Annotated in this window: 10 protein-coding genes; 3 read left to right on the top strand and 7 right to left on the bottom strand. The window is 56.7% G+C overall.

Annotated elements, in window-relative coordinates:
* Window positions 1–2: 2 nt before the first annotated feature.
* The 5 genes from HGP16_RS11320 to HGP16_RS11300 all read right to left on the bottom strand — a co-directional run bounded on the left by HGP16_RS11320 (window position 3) and on the right by HGP16_RS11300 (window position 8,034).
* A complete protein-coding gene (locus HGP16_RS11320) occupies window positions 3–1,421 on the bottom strand; it encodes a UvrD-helicase domain-containing protein (protein WP_168840109.1) in 1,419 nt (472 codons plus the stop codon).
* Entirely contained in the window at window positions 1,408–3,126 is a 1,719-nt protein-coding gene (locus HGP16_RS11315) for an ATP-dependent endonuclease (RefSeq protein ID WP_168840108.1), read from the bottom strand. The genes HGP16_RS11320 and HGP16_RS11315 overlap by 14 nt, the downstream gene beginning before the upstream one ends.
* Window positions 3,127–3,385: 259 nt before the next feature.
* Window positions 3,386–5,440 carry an ATP-binding protein gene (locus HGP16_RS11310; RefSeq protein WP_312867310.1) on the bottom strand — a complete coding sequence of 685 codons (2,055 nt, stop codon included), beginning with the start codon at window positions 5,438–5,440 and terminating at the stop codon, window positions 3,386–3,388.
* A 450-nt stretch (window positions 5,441–5,890) separates the two neighbouring features.
* The gene (locus HGP16_RS11305) at window positions 5,891–6,529 is read right to left on the bottom strand and encodes a hypothetical protein (RefSeq protein WP_168840107.1); all 639 of its coding nucleotides are present in this window, start codon (window positions 6,527–6,529) and stop codon (window positions 5,891–5,893) included.
* A complete protein-coding gene (locus HGP16_RS11300) occupies window positions 6,529–8,034 on the bottom strand; it encodes an ATP-binding protein (RefSeq protein ID WP_168840106.1) in 1,506 nt (501 codons plus the stop codon). The genes HGP16_RS11305 and HGP16_RS11300 overlap by 1 nt, the downstream gene beginning before the upstream one ends.
* Before the next feature lie 398 nt (window positions 8,035–8,432).
* Between HGP16_RS11300 and HGP16_RS11295 the strand changes: the two genes are divergently transcribed.
* Complete coding sequence (locus HGP16_RS11295) at window positions 8,433–12,635, top strand: hypothetical protein (protein ID WP_168840105.1); 4,203 nt, start codon at window positions 8,433–8,435, stop codon at window positions 12,633–12,635.
* Window positions 12,636–12,640: 5 nt separating this feature from the next.
* The gene (locus HGP16_RS11290) at window positions 12,641–17,362 is read left to right on the top strand and encodes a hypothetical protein (RefSeq protein ID WP_168840104.1); all 4,722 of its coding nucleotides are present in this window, start codon (window positions 12,641–12,643) and stop codon (window positions 17,360–17,362) included.
* A 1,052-nt stretch (window positions 17,363–18,414) separates the two neighbouring features.
* Here HGP16_RS11290 and HGP16_RS11285 read toward each other — a convergent pair.
* The gene (locus tag HGP16_RS11285; RefSeq protein ID WP_168840416.1) at window positions 18,415–19,038 is read right to left on the bottom strand and encodes a plasmid pRiA4b ORF-3 family protein; all 624 of its coding nucleotides are present in this window, start codon (window positions 19,036–19,038) and stop codon (window positions 18,415–18,417) included.
* 306 nt (window positions 19,039–19,344) lie between these two features.
* On the opposite strand from HGP16_RS11285, the gene HGP16_RS11280 reads away from it, so the two are divergent.
* Window positions 19,345–19,686, top strand: a complete 342-nt coding sequence (locus HGP16_RS11280; RefSeq protein WP_168840103.1) for a hypothetical protein — start codon at window positions 19,345–19,347, stop codon at window positions 19,684–19,686.
* A gap of 280 nt (window positions 19,687–19,966) precedes the next feature.
* Here HGP16_RS11280 and HGP16_RS11275 read toward each other — a convergent pair whose 3' ends face one another.
* On the bottom strand, window positions 19,967–20,740 hold the full coding sequence (locus HGP16_RS11275) for an SOS response-associated peptidase family protein (RefSeq protein WP_168840102.1): 774 nt from the start codon (window positions 20,738–20,740) through the stop codon (window positions 19,967–19,969).
* Between the last annotated feature and the right edge of the window lie 52 nt (window positions 20,741–20,792).

The following is a 20,792-nucleotide window of genomic DNA, read 5'->3' as shown; positions in this document are numbered from 1 at the left end:
GATCACCAGACAGGATTGAGTATCGGGGAAGAGGAGCAAACGGTCACCCGGCTAGATCCACGCGTCATCGCGACATAGAGGTTTCGAGCGTTGAGGGCACCAGCGTTAAGAACAACGGAGACATCGGCTTCAAGGCCCTTGAGTAGCAAGGTGCTGCCGACCGAGCGTCGGGCAAGCGGCCGCCCAACCAACCGCGACTGCTCGCGGATCGCAACGGTCGCCTCCCGGAAGGATGGTCCCCCTGGGGAGGCGGCGAGCTGCAGGGCGCGCTGTACTGCGGCAAGCACCGCCGGACGATAACACCGCACCCCGCCCGCCCTGTTGATAGACACCAAAAGGTCTGCAACCGCGCTCAGCGTTCGCTCCTGCTCGAACACAACGGCCGCCTGTTCCATGTCGGACAAGCCACGGCCAAGACTGCCCGCCCGGGCGGCAGCGATCGACCGCACAAGGTCATCGGCTGAAAAATTGCTCATCAGGTTTTCAGCAAATCCAGCAGCCACGGCCAGCGCTTCCGGGCGGCTGAGATCAAGCGTAGCTCCAAACTCCGTGAGGTCGCGCAAGTCTACGGCTTCTACAGTGACGGCACCGTCGACCTGACGTGCGAACCGGCGCTGCCCGGTCGGGTCGGTGCTGTCGCCGATAATCAGCACCTTTGCGTCGCTCGGGACTTGTACGCCGGCGGCCGCGAGACGAAGCGCATCATCGCGCCGACCATCGAGCTCAATCCACTGAACTGCAGCGGGTGCCATTCGCAGATCGATCGGCGTGCCGCTAGCGAGCTGGGGTCGGAGAGAGAGCAACCAACTCCCCAATTCGGCGGCTCCGGCATTGTTCCACCGCCATGGAGTAGTGAGTTCCCCCACCACCGGAAAGAACGCCAGAACCTCTGAATTCCAGTCCGCTAGACGGTCGGCCCCGAAGCCGAAGATGGATTGGAAAGGGTCTCCGACGATCGCCGTTGGCAGGCTCTGGGCGAGCCACGTCACGAGCACGTGCTGCCGGATCGAGCAGTCCTGGTACTCGTCGACGAACAGCCTTTCGTAGCTGGCGGCCAGGATGTCGTGCACGTGCCCGGCTGCGACGAGCCGTGCCGCTGCATCTCGGATGGCCTCATAATTCGGCCGGGCACCGGTTATGATCCGCAGATCGTGGCCCGCGCGCTGCGGAAATATTGAAATCAGTCGGATGGCAAAACCATCCAACGTGGCTGCTCGATAAGAGCTGGGTTTCACTCCGACCTTTTCGAGCCGCCCACGCAGGGCTGCAACACCGGCATTCGTGTGCGTCAACACCAAAACCGGTTTCGCGCCGCTATGCCGCGCAAGCGCGTCCGTAATGAGTTGCGTCTTCCCACAGCCAGCAGGCGCTACGACAAGTCCCCGCCCGATTGCATTCAGGTCGATTTCACCGGCTGCCATCTTCAACCCAATCCAACACGCCATCCATCACGCTCGTCAGACTGGCGTTGGCGGCAGCATAAGAAGGTCCGACGATGGTCCGTCCAGCGGTCTCCATAGTTGTAATGGTCTTAAGCCAGCCGAACCGCGCCGCAGCGTTCCCCAGGAGCGTTCGCCTGGCGGCATCGAAGCCATTAATCAAAGCGTCGGTTTCAAGAACAATCAGAGACGTCGAGCTGTTCGAAATCGTCTTGATATGCGCGTCGATGAGTGCACGATCTTTTGCTTCGACCGCAAGTTCAAGAAGTTGCGCGACGGACGCGTCTGACAAGGCAGAAAACAGCTCCTGCTCCAGCGCCCGCCCGCCGCCCCAGGCGAAAACCTGCCCTCCGCCGGCGAGGAAGGCTGCTTCCGCGGCTGCAGGCGCGGCTTTGTCACTATCGCGGAGGATGGCGACGCGGTATCCAAGGGACTGCAACGCGTTGGCGCGGCTGAACGTCTCATCGCCATTGCCGTTGACCAGCGTGGCGCCGCAGGCGGCGAGAGATAATTCACCTGTTCCGGTAAAATGTTGATCCAGCCCGCGCATAAGGCCGATCTCGCTTCCGCCTTCACACACAACGATGGAGGTGGCGAGGAGGGCATGGGCGTGAGCCCGGATGGTTCCCTGGACGTCGCCTGCGTCACTGGCACGGGTCACGGTGTGTTCGTGATCCTTGTGTCGGACAATGTGCAGCTGGTGAGCGCTTAGTTCGGTGACGGTCGTTGGTGAATGGCTAGTCGCGAACACCTGCATCGGAGGCACTTCTTCCTTCGCACCGAGCGCCCCGAGTAAGCGGATGATGCGGTGCGGCTCGAGACCGTATTCCAGTTCGTCGATCAGGAAGGTCGTTGCCTTCTCTGCAGCTTTCCGCTGTAAAGCGGCGATCAAAAGACGCGACGATCCCAAGCCGAGCGACCTCAGTGGAATACCGCTCCCGTCGTGCAGCGAGATCGAGCCGCCCGTAAAGCTGATCGAACCGGCGTCGATAAGGGCCTGCACCGCCGCACCGACAGGAACGCCCATTTCACCTGCAGCGGCGGTGACGATCTTCAATGACCCTTCCAACTCCTTGAGTTTCTCCTGATCAAAAGCATCACGCATCTCGCGCGCCAGCCGGGTCAGTTCGCTCGACGTATCTGCTTTGCCTTCTGTGATTTTGCTCAACACCGAGCCACGCCGCCACGTTAGGTGTGAGTCGCCCGCTCCACCGAGCCGCGCCGGGGCGATCCGGGTGCGATCGGCCCAATTGAGGTTGCGCGTTCGTCCCGCTGCCTGCGCGCGCGGCGACACGAGCGTCCATTCCGGCTCGAGGTCGCTCTGCACATTGAGTTGCAGGGTTAGTGCCGTCTCCAATCCGGCACCTGGCTCGGCCTCAACGATTCCCGTCACCGCGTTGAAGCCCACGAGGAAGTCGCCATACGCGTCGATGTTCTTGAGCGGATCATCGAGGGCGCCAAGCGTAACGGAAATGCGGATAGGCTGGTCAAAGTCGATCCCGTGGAAATCCGCATCCGTGAAGGACAACGATCGCCGCGCGCCGAGGCATAAATCAATCGCGTCGAGAATAGTTGATTTCCCGCTGTCGCCTGGGCCGACCAGACAGTTTACCCCCGGTCCTGGCAGCCATCGAAGCTTTTTAATCGCGCGAAAGTTCGCAATTTGTAGTAGCCGAACTACAGTCATGCCGCCCCCTCAAAAATTGCGTTTGCCGCGATAAGCTTCTGCGGTCAGCCGTGGGCAAACCCGGGTATACGGCGTGCTAAATGAGACCATGGGCCTATGCTTAGCACAAGCGTCCACGTCCCAACGGTATCAACCCCGACTTGATGAGCCTGGGGCATCAAAAAGGTGTGGAAATCCGCCAAGCATCGCGAGGCGAAAAACAGTAGTGACGAGTGGTTGAAACGAAGGTCCTTGCAGAAGGATGATCTGTCGCACACGATTAGCCCCGCGAGACGCGGCCAGCCTCTCCGAGACTCGATAGGGTTCCTTTTGGCATTCGATCGAACGTCGAGCGACCTTCAAGCATCTGAACGAAGGCTTCGTTGCGGTTGTCGGCGCGATCGAGCAAGCGGTCGAACGCGATCACCTCAACCATGAGGTTAAGCGTGGAAAAATAGCGATAGGCCATCTGACCCCCATAGTTCGTAATCACGAAGTCCTCATTTTTGAGGTACTTGCTCAAACTGTCGTTCCAATCCGCGAGTACGTATCCCCGCACCATGGTTGTCGGTGAGATGTTTATCTCCCGGCCTTGCGAAGTTATAACTTTTTGTTTTTCGCGAATGTCCGAAATCTGGTTCTTAAGCTGGTCAACCGGATTATCAGTGGTACCGTCGTTATCGGCCGAATAGCCCTTTTTCTGTGGCCGCTTCATCTCTACGACCATCAACTCATTCTCGTTGTTGATAAGAATATCGTGGGCGAACTGCCCTTTGGCCCGATATTTCCCCTCGGGTGTTCGATCGCTGGAGATATATTGGGCATACGCAAGGTCATCGTCGAGGAGCCATAGGTTATGTGCACTGTAGTCGACTTCTTCGCTGTCCTTGTAGCGCGGGTAGATCAGCTGATGCACCTTATCTTCTGTCGCCAGACCGTCTTCCTGTTTCTTAAGAAGTTCGCGAAATATTCGAATGACGTGGTTCCTATAGGCCACATAAACGGCCAACGCCTCTTTCGCGTCTTCTGGTATCTGAGTTCGCACAATCTGAACCAGTTGATCGACGCTTGCGTTTGCATCGATCTTGGTAAAATCGAATTTTCTACGAAAGCGCTCTACGAACAGGTCCTGAGCGAGCTGCTCTTTCGTTTCAGTTATAGAGCGCTTTTGCACGAAATCGTTGGCCGATTTGTCGCCCAGGCCTCGTCGTAGCAAGGGGTCGACTGCGATCAGGTGTTCGACGTCCGCGACCATTTTCGCACGGCGCTCAGCGGTGTAGCTGTTTTCCATGGTCAAGATGTGCTGCTTAGCCATCGCGACCAAGTGATCTTTTATGGATTTCTTCTTACCGTCGTGATCAATCTTCCCGTGCAGATTCATGATCCTGTCGCGAGATTGAGAGGACACGAAGAAATCGCTGGAGACGCCGACTAGGTAATAGTACCGGCGCGGTCCGTCGTCGGTCATTTCTGAGAAGGGCTTATCGTTGAGGCCAGATGAAATGTTTTCCAGGTCGCTCGACGCACGATTATTGGCATAGAAATACAATCGGTGCTTTTTGGCTTGTCCCTCACTCACTTTGAAGTACGAGAAATCAAACCGTTTCCTATCATGGCCAATTTCAAGATATTCAGTCTTTGTTCCTCCTGTCGAAAGCGATTTCTGGAAATAATCGTAGAGATTGAACCTTATCCCTCGGATATCGAGAATGAAATTATGCGGAACCTTCTTTTGGATAAATTCGATGAGGAAGTGGTCAAGCAGCGCCGCGACAATGGCGTCATCCGCGTCGACCCCAGAGTATCGGTCGCCTTCAAGAATGAAAAATTCTTGCGCGTCAGCAAGTGGGCTTCTCATCAAAACGGTAAGGCCGGTTCCAAAGCGATGAGTCCCAGCACCTAGATCAGGCGATACTGCGATGAGGTTGTCCTCCTTGGCAAAAGGCTCGTAGCGGTAGGAACCGCCACCTGTCCAGCCGTCTGAGGCGTTCTGCCGTGATGAATAGAAAACCTCGCCAAAAACTTTGAAGGTGATAAAGCGACCGAAACCCTTGCCTCCGCGCTCAAGTTTCTTTCCTGTTAACGGAGTAAGAAATGAATTCAGATTGTTCTCGTCAAATCCGATACCGTTGTCGGCGATAGTGATCTGTTGAGCGTCAACATCGAAGTCTATTTCAATGCGTCCATTCTCTTCGAGGTCGTCACCCCATCGCTCTTCGATCGAATGAAAGGAATTCGATACGGCCTCGTACAGCGGAAACAAAAAGCCATGCAGGCCGTCGGGCAATGTCGCTCGCTTTACCTCAGCTTCAAGATCAATGGATTTGTGCTTCACGTATGCCTCAGTGTTTTGGCGGCTGACATTGGCCAAAATGCCCGTGATGCCCCGCAAGTGCAATCTTTGCTTTCACTGGCGCTTGCGTACCCCACAGATCGATACCGGCGAGTTCTCGCGCGTTCTTGCAGGAACCCTCGCATTGATCAGATGGCTGTTGCTCCAGCTGCGCAAGTTATTGGGTGAATACCATCACCTAAATGGCGACTAAGCCCCAAAGTCGGTGTCTATCAAAGACCAATGTGCGGCTCCACAAAAATGAACCCAGCCGGCGGTTCGGGCCTTTCACGACACCAAATTACTACAAGCCGCGACGGCCCCAGCAGTTGTATCCTCCAGGGTGAACCGTAAGGCATCCATGGCCATGCGCCGGTACGAGGCTTATGTCTTGGACCAAGTTCGACAGCATTTTCACCGCCCTAGATCGCTCTCCAGATAGCAGACGCTCGATTAATCTTGTTGGACGGTCTCAAGGTACGCTTTGATACCGGCAAGTGCTACGTGCATGTCGATCCGATCTGAAAAGGGATCCATAAGGACACCGATTTGCTTGGCCATAGCTGGATGGATCGGCACCTTTTCTGCTCCCGCCTTCTTCTTTCCGAAGCGGCTCAAGCTGCACATTGCGACGGTTTCGATACCCTTGTCCGTGAGAGGTTTGACGACTTTCCCGAACCACTGGATATGATCGGCGTAGGTGTCGAAATGGGGATGCACGATTTTGTATTGCTCAGATCGAGTTGGGAACCGCTTGAGCGCTGGATTGACCCTGACCTCTTTCTCCTTTTTGGCAAGATTACAATCCTTGCAAGAAATGCTCAAGTTCTGAGGTACAAACATGAACCTGGGTGCTGCATCACGGGATATGATGTGTTCCCCGTCCCAAACTGCATTGTTGTTAGTCGCGATTTCAAATGTGCAATAGCAGCACCGCTGACCCTGTTCAGCAATGTAGTGGTCCTTAATCTGCTTTCGAATTGGAGCGACTTCATCGTCGCCCCAATAGGACCCAGCCTGATCGACAGCAGAACGGTCTTCATAGTTTTTGATGATGAGCTGATTTGCGTCGGAATAGACAACCGGGTTCATTACGACGCCTTCGTTCCCGCAGACCGAGCGACATCAGCAATATCGCCGATAATATCCGCAATTGGGTCTCCCGGTTTCAATTGCTGACTGATCTTGTGAAGATCAGCTGTGACCTCGTCGAATTCCGGCGACTTCGACTTACCTTCCGAGATGAGTTCGAGTGCTGCGACGACCCTCCCTCTGACATAGAGGTTTCCGGGCATTGGCGTACCGAACACCTCCGCGAGTAGGTAGTCTGCCGACTGACCGGTAATAGCTTCTGTGGCCGGCATTGACGGTTGGTCGAGCGCGATGACGTTCGCATGCTTGGGAAGCTCCGATATGACCATCGGAGAATGCGTGGCGATAACGAAGTGGCATCCTTTGAAACGGGCGAACGTCTTGATTAGCAAATTGACGTAGTCGACCTGCCACTCAGGATGCAGGCTGAGTTCTGGCTCGTCGATCAACACAAGGCTCGCATTGTTGATGACCGAAGCCAACGCAAGCAGCGCGCAGATCATGCTCAGCTGTCCGGAGCTGGCGCGTCGCAGGTTGGAAACCGGACCGTTGACTTGTTTAACCTCGACACCGGAAAGCCGGAGAAACCCTGCGCGCCGCAGCGGTTGCAGGACGCGAAAAGTATCGTCGAGATCGCCTCCGTAATTGAAATCCGCAACCGTCTTGACGAACCCGTCCTCAGCGCGCCCCATTGCCAGGTCCAGCAGATTGTTCAGCTCCGCTTCGTCAAAGCCGCTACGAAGCATTTCCTCGACGTTGCGGCTTTCTGAGAAGTCGCCGATCGTTTTCCAGTCGACCCTTTCTCCGCGCTTCAACCGCCGCAACACTGACGAGTGGATCCGTATCTTGTAAATGACGGTCAGGATCGGCTCCAGCCCAAGGAATTGAAATACCGAGCCAATATTGATGCGACGGAGCGCCTCGTTCTCCGCCTCTTCGAACAGATTGTTCAGTGACCGAAAGAGAAGGGATTCCATCGAAGCTTTGCCGAATTGATCGCGAAGCCCGAGATACTCGTAGATCGAGGCATCAACCGGCTTGACAGAATGTCGGATGGACCGTGGAACCGGGAATTTATCGAAGGGACTGATGGTTAGCGCGACGACCCGTCTCGGAAGCGGCAAATCAAAAATAGATATCTTTACTCCGTCAAGCCGACATTCCAAGGTTTGCTTGCCATAGTAGTCTATCGTGCAGTGGCGCCCATCGATCATGTATGAGAGGTGCTCGAGTGAAAACTCCCTGATTGTGCGACGTTTTCGCGTCTGCAACTGCTCCAACGTCACAAACGTCTGGACGATCGAACTGAGAAGGTGCGACTTTCCGGTACCGTTTTTGCCTATCAGAGCAGTGATGTGTTCCGACGACGAGTAGTTTGGTGTCTGAGGCAGCTCGCTGAACGAAACATGAGGGTTCATCCATTCCTGCTGTCGACGCCACGGAAGGTCCACTTGAACCTTTGCTGTGCGCGCAGCCAGCAGCTGGAAATCGTCCCGTGCGTACATGGTTCCCCTCACACTGACCCTGAGCGGTAAAAGAGGGTCATGATCCTGCATATCCGCTCTTTGATGCCTGCTAAATCACGTTTTCAGGTTGTAACGTAGCCATCCACAACAACATTGAAGATAGGAGCCGATCAGAGTCATGGACGACACGCGCCGCCTATCTGCGGGCACGACATGTCGACTCTCCAGCTGGGGAGGGTGCAAAACGAACCAGAAGCCGCGGGAAAGCAGGGCGTCGGATGAACCAGGTGTTCCACACAAATGGAAATTTGTAGTATAGCGCGTTGAGAAATCGCCGGGTCGTTGGTCCAAATCCCTTCAAAGATAAGGCACAACCACGCCTTGACTTAACATGCGAGAAAAATAGACTGTAAAAAACAAAATATGGTTGTATCGAGATGGCATCACGGCATGGCAGATACAATCGCGATCCCACGCCCGCCCAAAGCGCTGGTTATGCGATCGTTGACGCGCCTTCGAAACAGCTTTCTTCATCTGCTCTATCATTTATCAAGCTGTTCGGGATCCAGTTTGGAGTTGACGCAAATACCGGCGCAATCGTAGCCCCGAATCATTGGTATATCACCGGATCATGGAACGGTGCGCTTGTTTCCAACAGCACCGGCGCCGTCCTTCATCTAGAAGCTGATGTCGAAATTCACTCGATATATGCGTTGCGGTGTTCGCTCGATCTTTCACTTCAAGATGACGGAACGGGTGGGCTTGCTCCTGCACCAAGCCAGCCTCCGCAAGGGGGAGCGAACTTCTTCCACTTTGTTCAACGCGGAGAGGACCCCGGGGAGCGACCGTTCGTATTGGACTTCGGCTACTTTGCGATCGGCGCAGAAACGGGCGCAATGGATTGGCTTTCCGCCGTAGAGGGAACCATCAGTTTTTCAGCCGGAACGGGGCAGCTGTGGGGTGGCGATCCATTGCCGATCGAGCTTAGCGTCGGCTCGGGCGCATGGTCGATCGATTTGGGATCGGCCCATTGCAAGATTGTGGCGGAGATCGATACTCTGCGGCTTTCCACGGCATGCGTCGATGCCTCGACAGGGTCATGGTTGCCCCTGGCAACCTTGGTGGGAGCCGCGTTTACCGCTGATTTGAGTGCGCCTCCTTCTTCCTTGACCTGCCGCTTCGCCCCTGCGGATCCCGATGCCGTGCTTCCGCTTGGCGCAGAGAGGGGTGATGAGATTTGCAAGGATTCGACCGAGCAATTTGCGATCACCTATACGGCGACGATGTTCTCCATCGAGGCCACCTGGAGTGCTGGCGCGCTGGCGACGTTGGAAGCCATCGACCTGTTGCCGGCGCCAGGCAGTGCTGCTTTCAATATTGATTCCTATTCCATCATAAAGGCGAACGGGACCGCACTTCGCTTCGGCGTGCCCGGCAGAGTGCCATGCTGGATAAGGCCTGCAAGCGGCGCACGTCCTGGCACTGTTCTTCTCGGGTTCGACGTTGCGATGTCCGGGCTGATCCAGTCTGAGGGATCCGATTACATCGGTTGGGACCAATCACTTGTTTTCGGATCCTCGCCGACCGCGACGCTGGATGGAGTGGGCGATCCCTGGATGTCGACTGTTCCTGGGATCTCGGGCAATCTCACCAAGAAATTTTCATTACCCTTTCTTTCCATGGACGGTCAGCCGGTCTCTGTCAAAGTGGGACGCAGGGCAGGACGCTGGCGGGCGACCGCCCAGCAAAATGATCCTGTCTCTGAAATTGCGAACTGGGTTTTCAGCGGACAGCGGCTATGCTTGCCAATCTGCCCGCGACCACTCGTCAATCTTGTGTCGGACGATACGAGGACGACATTCGAGGCCGCCATTCGACCGGACAGAAGCGATCTGACCGCGCAGGACTGGGACATCCTGCACGATACTCATTTTCACGATCTGCCGGATGCCGGTGTTGGGCCGGTCAGGACTTTATCTCTGGCAGACCTTCCAAACCTTGAAGACTTCGGAGCGAAAAGCGAGATCTCGCAATACAAAAGTATCCGGCGTTTTGGTGCGCTTGCCGTTCCGATGACGGTCGACGCCGGCAATCCGCGTAAGTTCGATCTCATTCTTCGCGGCGAGACCCAGGCCATCGAATTCACCGCCGAGGTCGCGCTGGAAGCGGGTGGCAAGCTCACCTTGCCGCAGGGCCAACTGGTTCTGGCCAGCGACGGTTACATGTCCGGTTGGCCGATCTATCTGGGGGCTTACGACCCAGATTTGTCTATCTCGGATCTGCTTGAAAACAAGTTTTCGAAAGACATCCAGGATGAATTGCGGGCCCATTGCGCAAGTCTTTTCGATCCCAATCTGTTTCCAAGGGGTTGGGTTGGGGCGATTTTATTCGGCCTGGTCGGTCAGGCGCAAAATGGAAGCGAGTTTGAACTTGCCCTGGGGCGAAGCTTCTCCGTCGGCTTCGTCGCGATCACCGAAGATCCCTCCGGGCAGACGTTGATCTACGCGGCGCAGGCCAATGTCGAGAAGGATATTCCTCCCACACGCAACCAAAATATCCTCGAAGCAGCTCTCGATGTCACTCGGTTCGAATTCCTTGTGATCGGCAACCGGCTGACGCGAATGTCGTCAATGATGCGATTGACGATCTGGTCTATGCTCGGTCTTGCGGCGCGTGCTGGTGAGGTGAAGGTCATCTTGAGTTCGTCGCTCGATGGCGACCAGTTGGACATCAGGGCCTATCTCGACACGTCCGTGGTCCTTGTCGAAGACGGTGAACCGCCGATACGATCGATCAGCATATCTGCTGTGGCCGGACGAGCGTTCGACCAGAGCGGGTACGGTCTTGCGATCAATGCGGAAATTCTCCTCGCTCCCCTGTTGTTTGGAAAGGCGTTCGCCTGGTTCGACACGGCAAAGTCTGAACCGTGGGTCTCGGTGAGAAACGTCGTGCTCCTCCCACGAAGCGATATCCTTCCAGGTTTCGTTTATCTGGAGCCCAAATATGGATCGGTCATTTTTCCGGTCGACAGCGATCACTACCAACTGACCGACATTCTTGGCGCCTCTATTCGGCTGAAGACAGTCGGGATTTCATGGGACGGCGACATCACAAATCGGCAAGCCGGTTATCAGCGGTTATTCTGGAACACGGTCTGGTCAGGCGAGACGCTGTGGTTCGAGGCCGAACTTGATGCCGGACAACTATCCAGTCTCGCAGCAGAGACCGGCGAGCGCCTGATCCTCCGTTTCATGGTTCAATTTCCGATCAGCGGGGGTATCGTTGATACCAACGGGTATTGGATCGGCGTTTCGGCGGCGGCTATCCGCAATCTCAAGATCGGCCTTTACCGGATTGCCACACTGTCTGCCAAAAGACTGGAGTTGAAGCGCACCAGCTACGGTCAGGATGATATACCCTATTTCGATCTGATCGATGCTGGAATTGAGGTTGCCGGCAAGATGCTGGTCAGCGGTATCACTGCGCGGATCTTCGTCGGCCGTGACGGTCAAGGCGGATTCCTGATATCCTGGGAGCCGAACCAGGGCGGGCCGGGGCAGCCCGAATGGTTCCTTGCCGGCCACAATATCCGGCTCGAGCAAAGTATGCTCGATGCGGTTATGGATCCGTATCCGAATCCCGCGTCGAGCCCGCCACTTCAGAAATATCTGGAAAAAGGCAGCGCGGACCTCGTGTTTCCGCGGGGAATGACGACCGGTCGTAAGGATATGACCAGTTGGCTGGTGGCGACAGCTTTCAAACTCAGTGATCTTTTCGCGGTGAAAGTGCTTCTTAGCGACAGCGGCTATGCCGGCCTGACCATTATGGGCGATGATCTTCTCAAACTCATTGGCATCCAGGGGCTCTCGGTTCTCTACATCAGGGGAAACAATCCTGCTGAGGACCGTTTCGAATTGTCCGTTGCGCTCCCTCGCGCAAGCGTCGGTCCCTTCGGGTTCTATGGGGGAATGCTGCGGGTGACGGTGACGCCATCTGGGGACTTTCTGTTTGATCTCGGATTTCCGTGGATGCGGCGTAGCGGGCTTCGCGAATGGGATCGAACGATCGGTGCCTTGGTCGCGGGCTTCCAGGCCTCGGGTGGTCTTTATATCGAGCGGCACTCGTCAGGCTTGATCGACGGATCGATCGTCGAGGTTTCCGCTGGCTATGCGGTGCAATGGGGCGTCGGGGGTACCGCGAATTTCGGACCGGCGAGCGCGTCTTTCAGGGCCGGATATTTTCTGGTCGTCGAAGGGTCGGCGAAGTTGTCGAGAAGCTTGGCGGTAGAGGAAATCCTTCTGTTTGGCGCCGGCGGGGTCGTAGTCGAGGCGCAGGCATCCGTCGACCTTTGGATTCTGGCAGCCAGCATCACCATTCTGGCCTCGGCTGAAGTTTCAGCGACGATCGATTGGAGGAAGAACAATCTTTTGGCTCACTCAGGCCCGCAAGCTGCGGCTCTGCCCGCTCCTCGCGGTTCTGGAGCCCTTGCAACCAACGAAACCGTCATTATCCTCCGTCTCATTGTCGGGATCCGGGTGAAAGCCGAAATCACGATCGACTATTGGCTGGATAGTCAAACATTTCGCATCGACGTCGAAACCTCGGTGGATATGTCCACGAGCATCAAGGTGGAAGGATGATGCGAATGATCAACGTCTTCCTCTCCGTTCGCCCAACTGCGGCACTTGATGAAAGCAATGGCGCCGGCTTCTTCTGGGTGATCATCGACGCGCTTGTCGATACGAATGATGTCGAGGAGTACATCGCGCGCTCGCAGGCTGCCGCAGATTTATCCTTTGCCTTTGTTGCCGACGCGACCAACCCTGCCGACCTTCGCGCTGTCCCTTTTCCCGACGACATGAATTTGACGATAACGCTGGAGTTCGCCGACGGTACGTCAAATACGATGTTGCTGCCAAGACGCGATCGGTATCACTTTTTCGACCGGGCAGCGTTTCTTGATCTCAACCGCAGCGAAATCTGGAAGAGCGGCCGCCAGGACGAGCTAGACAAGATCGACGCCGGGTTCGACCAATCGCCTGCTTTTCGCAACGAGGCGCTGAGAACGCTTCTGCGCCGGGGGCCTACAGAGGGGGAAAGCAAGGATTTCAAGGACCACCTGCTGCGGAGTAGCGGTCTTGGAGCGACGAGGCTGATCAGCGACGCGGTGTTTGATCGATCCGGTCTTGATGAATGCATCATGTTGTTCGGCGTTGGTTCGGACGGAACGTGGGGGACGAACCAGCATAGCCTGGATGGCCAGCTTGTACGGTGCGCGCTTGCTGCGAGCGATCCGACCAGAATAACGGTCTACCTTGAAGGGCTCGCTGTCCAGGACACCATTTCGCGTGAGGTCGTCCCACCCACCCTTGCCCGGCAGGCCCACCTTGCCGGCTTTTTGAAGTCGGCCCCAACGGCGCCAGAAATTTCGGTGACGCAGAATGACGTCGTTGCCAATCGCCTCTATGCGCATGGACGATGGGAGAATGGCGCAAGAGGGCCGATTGACCACCCGAAGCTTGCAACCCTGTTTGCGTTCGCCGACGTTATCACCGATCCCACATCGCCATGTGCTGGCGCGAATGGCCGCAGCGTCATGCGTGTCGTTGCTCCCGACAAGGACGCGCGATGGGACCTTCCGGCCAATCAGTACCTTTCCTTTGTCGCGCTTCGGCAGGTGAAGGGGCGTCTCAAACCCTATCGGGGGACGATCGCAGCAAGTCCGACCGACAACAAGCTCTGGGTTTTTGAGGCTCAGGATGGTTCACAGGTTGCCGAAAACCTGGTTTTGACTGCGACGCTTCAATTGATCGTAAAGGCGGACGCCGCCGGCACACTGTTGTACGAGAACGGTCAAGCGTCACTCCTTCAAGCGGTCGGGACCTTTAATTTCCCGTGGGAGGGGGCGTTCGACAAGGAGAAGCGGACCATCCTCTTTTGGTCGGACAAGGATGCGGTCCAAGCCTGCGATGTCACGCTGTTGTTCGATTGCGGATTTGGCGGAGGATATTTGTGGCGGCAGGCAAATAAGCTACCTGGCCAGAAAACCTTTTGGCAGGCCAATGCCGATGACGACGGATCAACGTCCGAGGATGCCAATTGCGTGATCTTGCTGGATGTCGACGGCAACCCCCCGGGAGGACTTGGCGATCTCTCAGCGCAAATATTGAGGCTGGCCGCGGTGGACTTCGAACTTGCCAACTCGGCGGCAAGGTACGAATCGCGCATCGACTGTCTGACGTATGCTCCGCGGTATTCCGCAGCAAGGGCAGCGGCTGGCGGCCCCGGACCCAGGCCGGGGTTTGGCGCCTTCAACGATTACCGGCCGGCATTCGGCTGGCAAGGAACGGCTGCAAGTTTCCCCCCGTTCCAGGCGGTGGACGATGCCCAGACCAACCCGATTTCTACGGGCTGGCCAGCGGACGTCAAACAATCGGCTTATCACATATCGTTGCGTCAGACCCTTTGGGACAAAGCTGAGGACATTGCGCTGCCTGACCTTGCGGAGGCATTTTATGCAGCGCTTGGGCAAGGCTTGAGCATTGAGCATGTGTTTCGCAACCCGCTCGGCCAAAGCGCGGCTGGATTGGACAACGGATCGGCTTTCGGGTTTCGCTGGAGCCATTTCGCCACCATCACAAAGCCGACGAATATCCGCGTCACCAATTCCGCCGGCGTCGACACGCAGTTCCTGTTGCTGAGTGTTGACGAACAAAACCAGGAACTGGTTCTCACGGCTGATCTCGACATATTGCGGCATTCAGCAAACACAAGCGACTGGCCCGCGGAATGGATGGCGTGGAAATATGTTGCCGAACTCGGACATGCAGCAGACCTGTCCCTTCAGGTCGAACTGCTGAAATTCGATAGCTCCGCCGTGGTCGCGCAGATCCCCGCGTCGGTTGACCAGGCGCCGGTGCTGACCGGTTTCGATTACAGCCAGTTTGACGGCACATTTTCGTTGAACGCCTACAAGCCGATATTCCTCAGCTGGTTGAAGAGTCCGCCTGCGGGCGGAAAGGCGGAAATCGCGCGGTGCTCCCTGAAGCTAAAGGGCGTCAACGCAGGCAGGGTCACCGATGTCGCCCATGCGATCCGCGTGCAAATGTTCATCGCCCGCGCGGACGAAACCCTTCCTCTGGGATGGGCTGGGGATCATACTCTAGAAGCAACGTTCCGGCCGAACTACGACGTCCTGGAACCGGGCGTCGCCCCTCGTCAGAATAATGATACGGCGCTTCTCTGCGCTGCCGATCAATGGATGGCATCGATCAGAAACGGTTTGTTTTACCTCCTGCCACCCGGCGGTCAACTGCTCTCATTGTCCAGTGTGGCGCTCGAACAGAAGGATAGCGCTCCCGAGTTTCTGGCGCCATTCGTATCAGTTCCGTTGCCGGCGCCCGGTGAACTCATCGCGTCGCTTGCGCCGGTTGCGGTGCGCCCGCTCGCGCGTCACGATCAAATGGGTATATTGACGCGACATGTGGTCGACAGGCTCTTCAATCTGCTGGCGCTGGCCGTCAATTGCGCCGTCCCGGACTGGTGGGGAAAATGGAGTGTCTCGGACTGGCAGGCGTATTTTTCCTACATGCCGACGAGGGGAGCGACAGGCACTGCTTTTGACAGTCTCGTGGACGCGCTCATCGCGATGCTTGCGGTCGTTCCGTCAACGGAGGGCCAAAGCGATGGAGCGGCGGCATTGATCGGCATGACGGACGGCCGTCTTCAGGAGACCGGATCGCGAATGCGCGTGCAACTACGCGATTGGATCTGGTCAAACCTGGAGCAAGGTCCTCAATCTTGCGCTTGTATCGTTGCGTTGCTGTCGAGCAATATCGGCCAGACGCTTCCCATCGACCTGTGGCAGATGACATACGCACTCGGCTCATCTGGAGCATTGGACAAGCCGGTGAACGCGACAGCGACGGTCACCGAACTGTCGAAAGCAGTACAATTGTTTTCCAGTGGCACGTCGTTTGCTGTCATGTCTTCTTTGAACCGCGCGAAGTTTACACAAGGGGTAACGATCGAACGTATCTCGGCGATGCGCGGAGCTGCCGCTACCAATCCGAATGCGACTGGAGATCAAGCTTATCTCGATGTGAAATGGGCCGAACTTCCAGGCGGCATCGACACACTTAAGCCCAGCCAACCGCGCATCGGGGTCGCGCTGCCGCCCCTGTCACAGTTCATTCCGCCGCAATTTCTGTCGGTCGCGCGCCGCCAGTTGGAGGGGACCGCATCGGCCTTTTTTCCGCCACCAGGACAGAAAGTGTCGATGGCCGGGCTGGAAGCAAGCAATATCGTCTCGCCGGCGACGGCAACAGAACCCGCTTGCATCGTGATCGCGACGGGAAAAACCGCGCAGCAGCCGGCCTCACGTTATGACGCCAGCATCCGGGTTGCCACCTTCAAGGTCAGACTGCCTGCCGAAGCCGGTGCAGACGCATTGACGAGGGTCTACTTTGAATTCCTGGCCCAACAGCCTCCGGCCGCCGATCCAAGCACGCAATTCCAGGGACGCGCCAAGGATCTTTTGGACCTTCTATCCGGCGATGGTGCAATTGAAGATCTTGACGGGGTGGCGGAGTTGAAGCCACAGGGCACGGATTATCTGTTTTTCAGTGACGCCACCCTTGCGGATATCGTCCGGCTCGGCCCGACATATTCTCCTATGGACGACCAAAGGGTTTATGGTCTGCGGTGGGAGGCGGGAAATGCGGGCGCATGGAACCCCCGGTTCGACCTCAGCGATCGGGTCCTTTGGAGCGAGGTGGGTTTGTCACAAGCGCCAGGAGCCGTTGACGAATTCTATCTTACAATTGTTCTGCAAATGGCCGTCTGGGACCAGCAACCCCTCTGGCTGCGTCAAAGCCGCGGCCTTTTCTCGTTGCAGCGGATTGGTCCCCAGTTTATCGACCATGGCACGGTTGCGGCAACCGGCCTGGAGGCCATCGCCAATGCCAGCGCGGACTACAGCAGTGGCCCGCTCTCGACCCTTCCGGTTGTCACGGTCCCGAAGGGTATTTCCGTATCCGACCTCATTGCCACAGTAGTTGCGGCCGATGTCATCGGGCCGAACGAACCTTGGGGACAGTTCGACGCCAAAGGCACGATATCACACCGGATGACACCACGGTATCCAACTGTGAGTGCTACGGGAGTTTCGTTCAGCGACACACTCTCTGCCTTCGCGCGGGATGCTTCCTATCCGCTGATTAGCATTCACAACGGGCCGGGTATCTTTGGAGGGCTTCCTTTCGACAGCGGCCATGTCGATATGGTCCTTGATGTGGCCTGGTTTTCTAACGACAGTTCGACTCCCTTCTTCGAGGTCAAAGGGCGAAAATTCAAAGTCGGCGCCTAATTGGCATAGACGTACCGCCATCTCACGCGTTGGCTAAAAGCCAGGACACGAAACCCTTTACCACCGCTCCGCGGAATCTATTGCTTATCACATACTTGGTCCTGTCGGTCAGCGTGCCGGCGGTTCGATTCCCGTCAAGGCGAAGATGCTGCTCCAGCATCTGCTTCGACGCCCTCTAGGGTTCTCGCTCAACGACGGCTTAGCGCCTTCAAATCGATCGTTCATGCGGTTCCCGAACCGTCCTGAAAGCCGTTGTTCGCACGCGCCGACGCGAAGGATCAGGAAGGGCGGGGAGCCGCCGGTCGGTTGCCACCCTGGTTGTGAAGGACAGCGCAGGGAGCAGGCTTTGCTCCTGAAACAGACGGTAGCACCTCAACCAACGTCACCGGCCGAGGCTGACGCCAATCCTGGCCGACAGCAGGCGCTCAGAAACTTCGTCCATACGGAATAACCCGTCGCCCTCACCGCCGCTGACAGGGACAGTGAGGCAAAGTGCTTCCGGCCTGGTGGCCGATTTTCGTGGGGTGTTGCTACTGTATGAATATCCATTGGGCCTTGACTTCAGCCAGAACTAGTGTGGACTGTTACATAGTATTGCTGTGTCCTGAGTCCCCGTCATAAGCTGCACGCAGGCTTATTTTCGTAAATCAAGAAAGGAGAGCATTCATGGCACTTAAACCAGGACCAAAGCCGATAGCGAAATCCACAGGGAAACCGGATCAGCGCCGCCGTGATAACAAAAGCACACCAGGGAATACACCGTCCCTCAAACCTAGCAAGTCCACCAAGTAAGGCGCATCAAAGAGGGCTCTCGCTGATTTGCACTTCTACCGCAGTATTCGATGGAACCTGCGCGAAATGCGGCATGGAGTGCGTGCTTGGATGTCGGCTTTCTCGAATTCCCCGCCGATACCGGTCAGTCCGATAACGGACCCAGAATGGATCGTCTTTCATGGCCGGTCGACGGCCTCTTCAGGCATGGAGGGTCCGTTAAGCTATGGGGTTTCGCCTCAGACCCTTTCAACTTGTTCGACCTCGAACCCTCACTCAACTCATTTCTTAGGTAAGACTTTCTGTTTCGGTTGATACAGACGCCGTTTGACGTTTGAGCGCAGAGCGTTGCGCACATCCTTGTCCACCACCGCCAGGTCGAACCATTCCGGGTCAAAGTAGCCACCGCACCAACGAATGGTCTCGGCATATTCTGGATCCTCCCGATCGGCGATGATCTCCAGGAACCGCTCATAACCTGACACACCACCAACATCTTCCGGCGGTCGCGCCCTTTCGCCGGCGATGCAGCTACCGTTTTGGGGTGTTGACGCGAGCGTCAGGAACTCGTCCACCTCAACCGTATGCCGCCAGCCATCCCCGAAATCGTAGTGGTAGCCAAAGACCGAACCTTGTTCGAAGTCCAGCAAGCGAACCTCTGTCTGATCGAAGACGCGAGGATCGTCGTCGGTCGCATCCTCTGTCAGGGTCGCGACGTCGCCATAGCGCAGACCACCAATTCGAAACTCGTAGAGATGATAGTTCCACCAGTTGAAGGCGGCCTGAATTCCGAGATGCAAATGCTCGAGGTTCCAATGAACCGGCAGCACCAGCCGGCGCCAAACGTCCGGCTCGATCTCGTCGATGGAAACTCTGATTTGGACGGCGTTTGAGGGCGTGAACATGGCAGGAATGAACAAGGTCGGAAGAAGATCGTCAAGAAGGCCGCTCGACGTTATTGTTTGGATCGGCTCGCTCCTGACAGCAACCCGACTTGTGCAGCCGTCGATGCTCACTATCTCTGGTATGGGTCTGAACAGGAGCATCGCCATGCATCAAAGCGCGGCCGATATGTTGTTGGAAGTCTGTATCGAAATTCTTCCGCCGGAACGAGAAGGGACGTGCGCTTCGGACGCAACAACCTGTCCCTGCTGTCAAAAGTTGCGCCCGGCATCGAGCATGGATGACGATGGCTGTGGGATTTGCGACGAATGCCTGGCGCCCTGACCTCCTGCCGAGAAGCGCCTCCTTCTGTTCCTGCCTCATTTGAAGCCGCGCTTGCCAGACTACTCGACGGCTATGTTGACGGAAATTTTGGCGGTCGAGCATGGGGCGTGACCGTCAAGCGGTCGCAGGATCTCAAACGGACCTGGCTCTATGGCGAGGAGCTTGGCGGAACAGATATCGTCAGCTTCAACCTCTATCAATTGATTGGGTCGGGGCCGATGCTGAAGCCGTGCGAAATGTCATCCGCCAAGGTGATCGAGTTCGTTCTCGGTTTCGAGCCCAGCACCCGAGAACGCTGCGGCTCGACGACAATGACCGAAAAATAAGCAAAGTTTTCATGCTGCATTGCAACATATGCATGGCTGCACTGCGATTTGAGCGCTGGCGGTCGAGGCAGCCTTTGGTATCTTGAGATCAACGAAGCAATGCACCTCCTCCCGCAAAGCTTCGTGTTTCAGGCGACCCACTCCTCCTCCCAAAGGGCGCCTGATGGAACAGCGGCACTCCTCCTCCCAGCCGTTGTTCAATTCTTTCGAAAAGCCTGCCGCACCTCCTCCCGCGGCAGGCTTTTTCGTTTTCCGATACAATCAAGCTTGAGTTCGGGCGTTACAGCAGACTGCCCTGTTCCACCGGCTCTCCGGATGTCGAGACGATCGTGGACCCGTACGGTTCGCGCGACGAGATAATCAGCGCGTCAATTTGCGACGGGCGGGCCAGATCCTTGGCCTCATCCCAGGGCGCCCGCATCCAGATGTCGGTCTCTTCCTTCGACAGCAACAGGACCGGCATGGCCTTCTCATGGATCGGCTTCACCAGTTCGTTGGGATCGGTAGTCAGGAAACCATAGAGATCGTCGGTCGTGAGCCCGTCCCGGACTTTTCGGACGCTCTGCCATTGCGGCACATGAATGCCCGCAAAAAACATTAGCGACTTTTCCTCATCGCGCGCAAACCAGGCATTGGGGACGTTGCCACCTTCTTGCTTGCTCGCTGGATCCGGTTCGGCGAAGCTGGTGACCGGGACGAGGCATCTATTTTCGACACCGAACCAGCGTTTCCAGTGCGGAAAATTGAGCTTGCGAACGTTAGTCGTACCGCGGTCAGCCTCCATGCGGATCAGTTCTTCGAGATCGAAAGGCTTGCCCTTGGCCTGGAGCTTCTCGGCTTTGGCTTTGGCGGCCTTCTCGAGTGCGAAGCGCGGCGATGGCAGACCCCAGCGCGCATGCACGAGCTGTTTCTTGCCTTCTGCCGTGTTCCGGACGATTGGCCCCATCTGATCCGGGTTCATCTGGTAGGCCGGCATCAGGTTGATCAGGCTTTCAGCGTCCTGCGCCCATTTCGCGACCCAGTCCTTGTCTTCCATGCGGTAAAGGTTGCACATGCCAGATAGCTACTCCGCCGAGCTCGAATGGACGACAATCTAGCGCATAGCG

Origin of the sequence: Rhizobium sp. P40RR-XXII (assembly GCF_012641405.1) — a bacterium.
GTDB lineage: Bacteria > Pseudomonadota > Alphaproteobacteria > Rhizobiales > Rhizobiaceae > Rhizobium.
The sequence above is the reverse complement of the archived record's forward strand: the minus strand, read 5'-3'. Positions and strand labels throughout refer to the sequence as shown.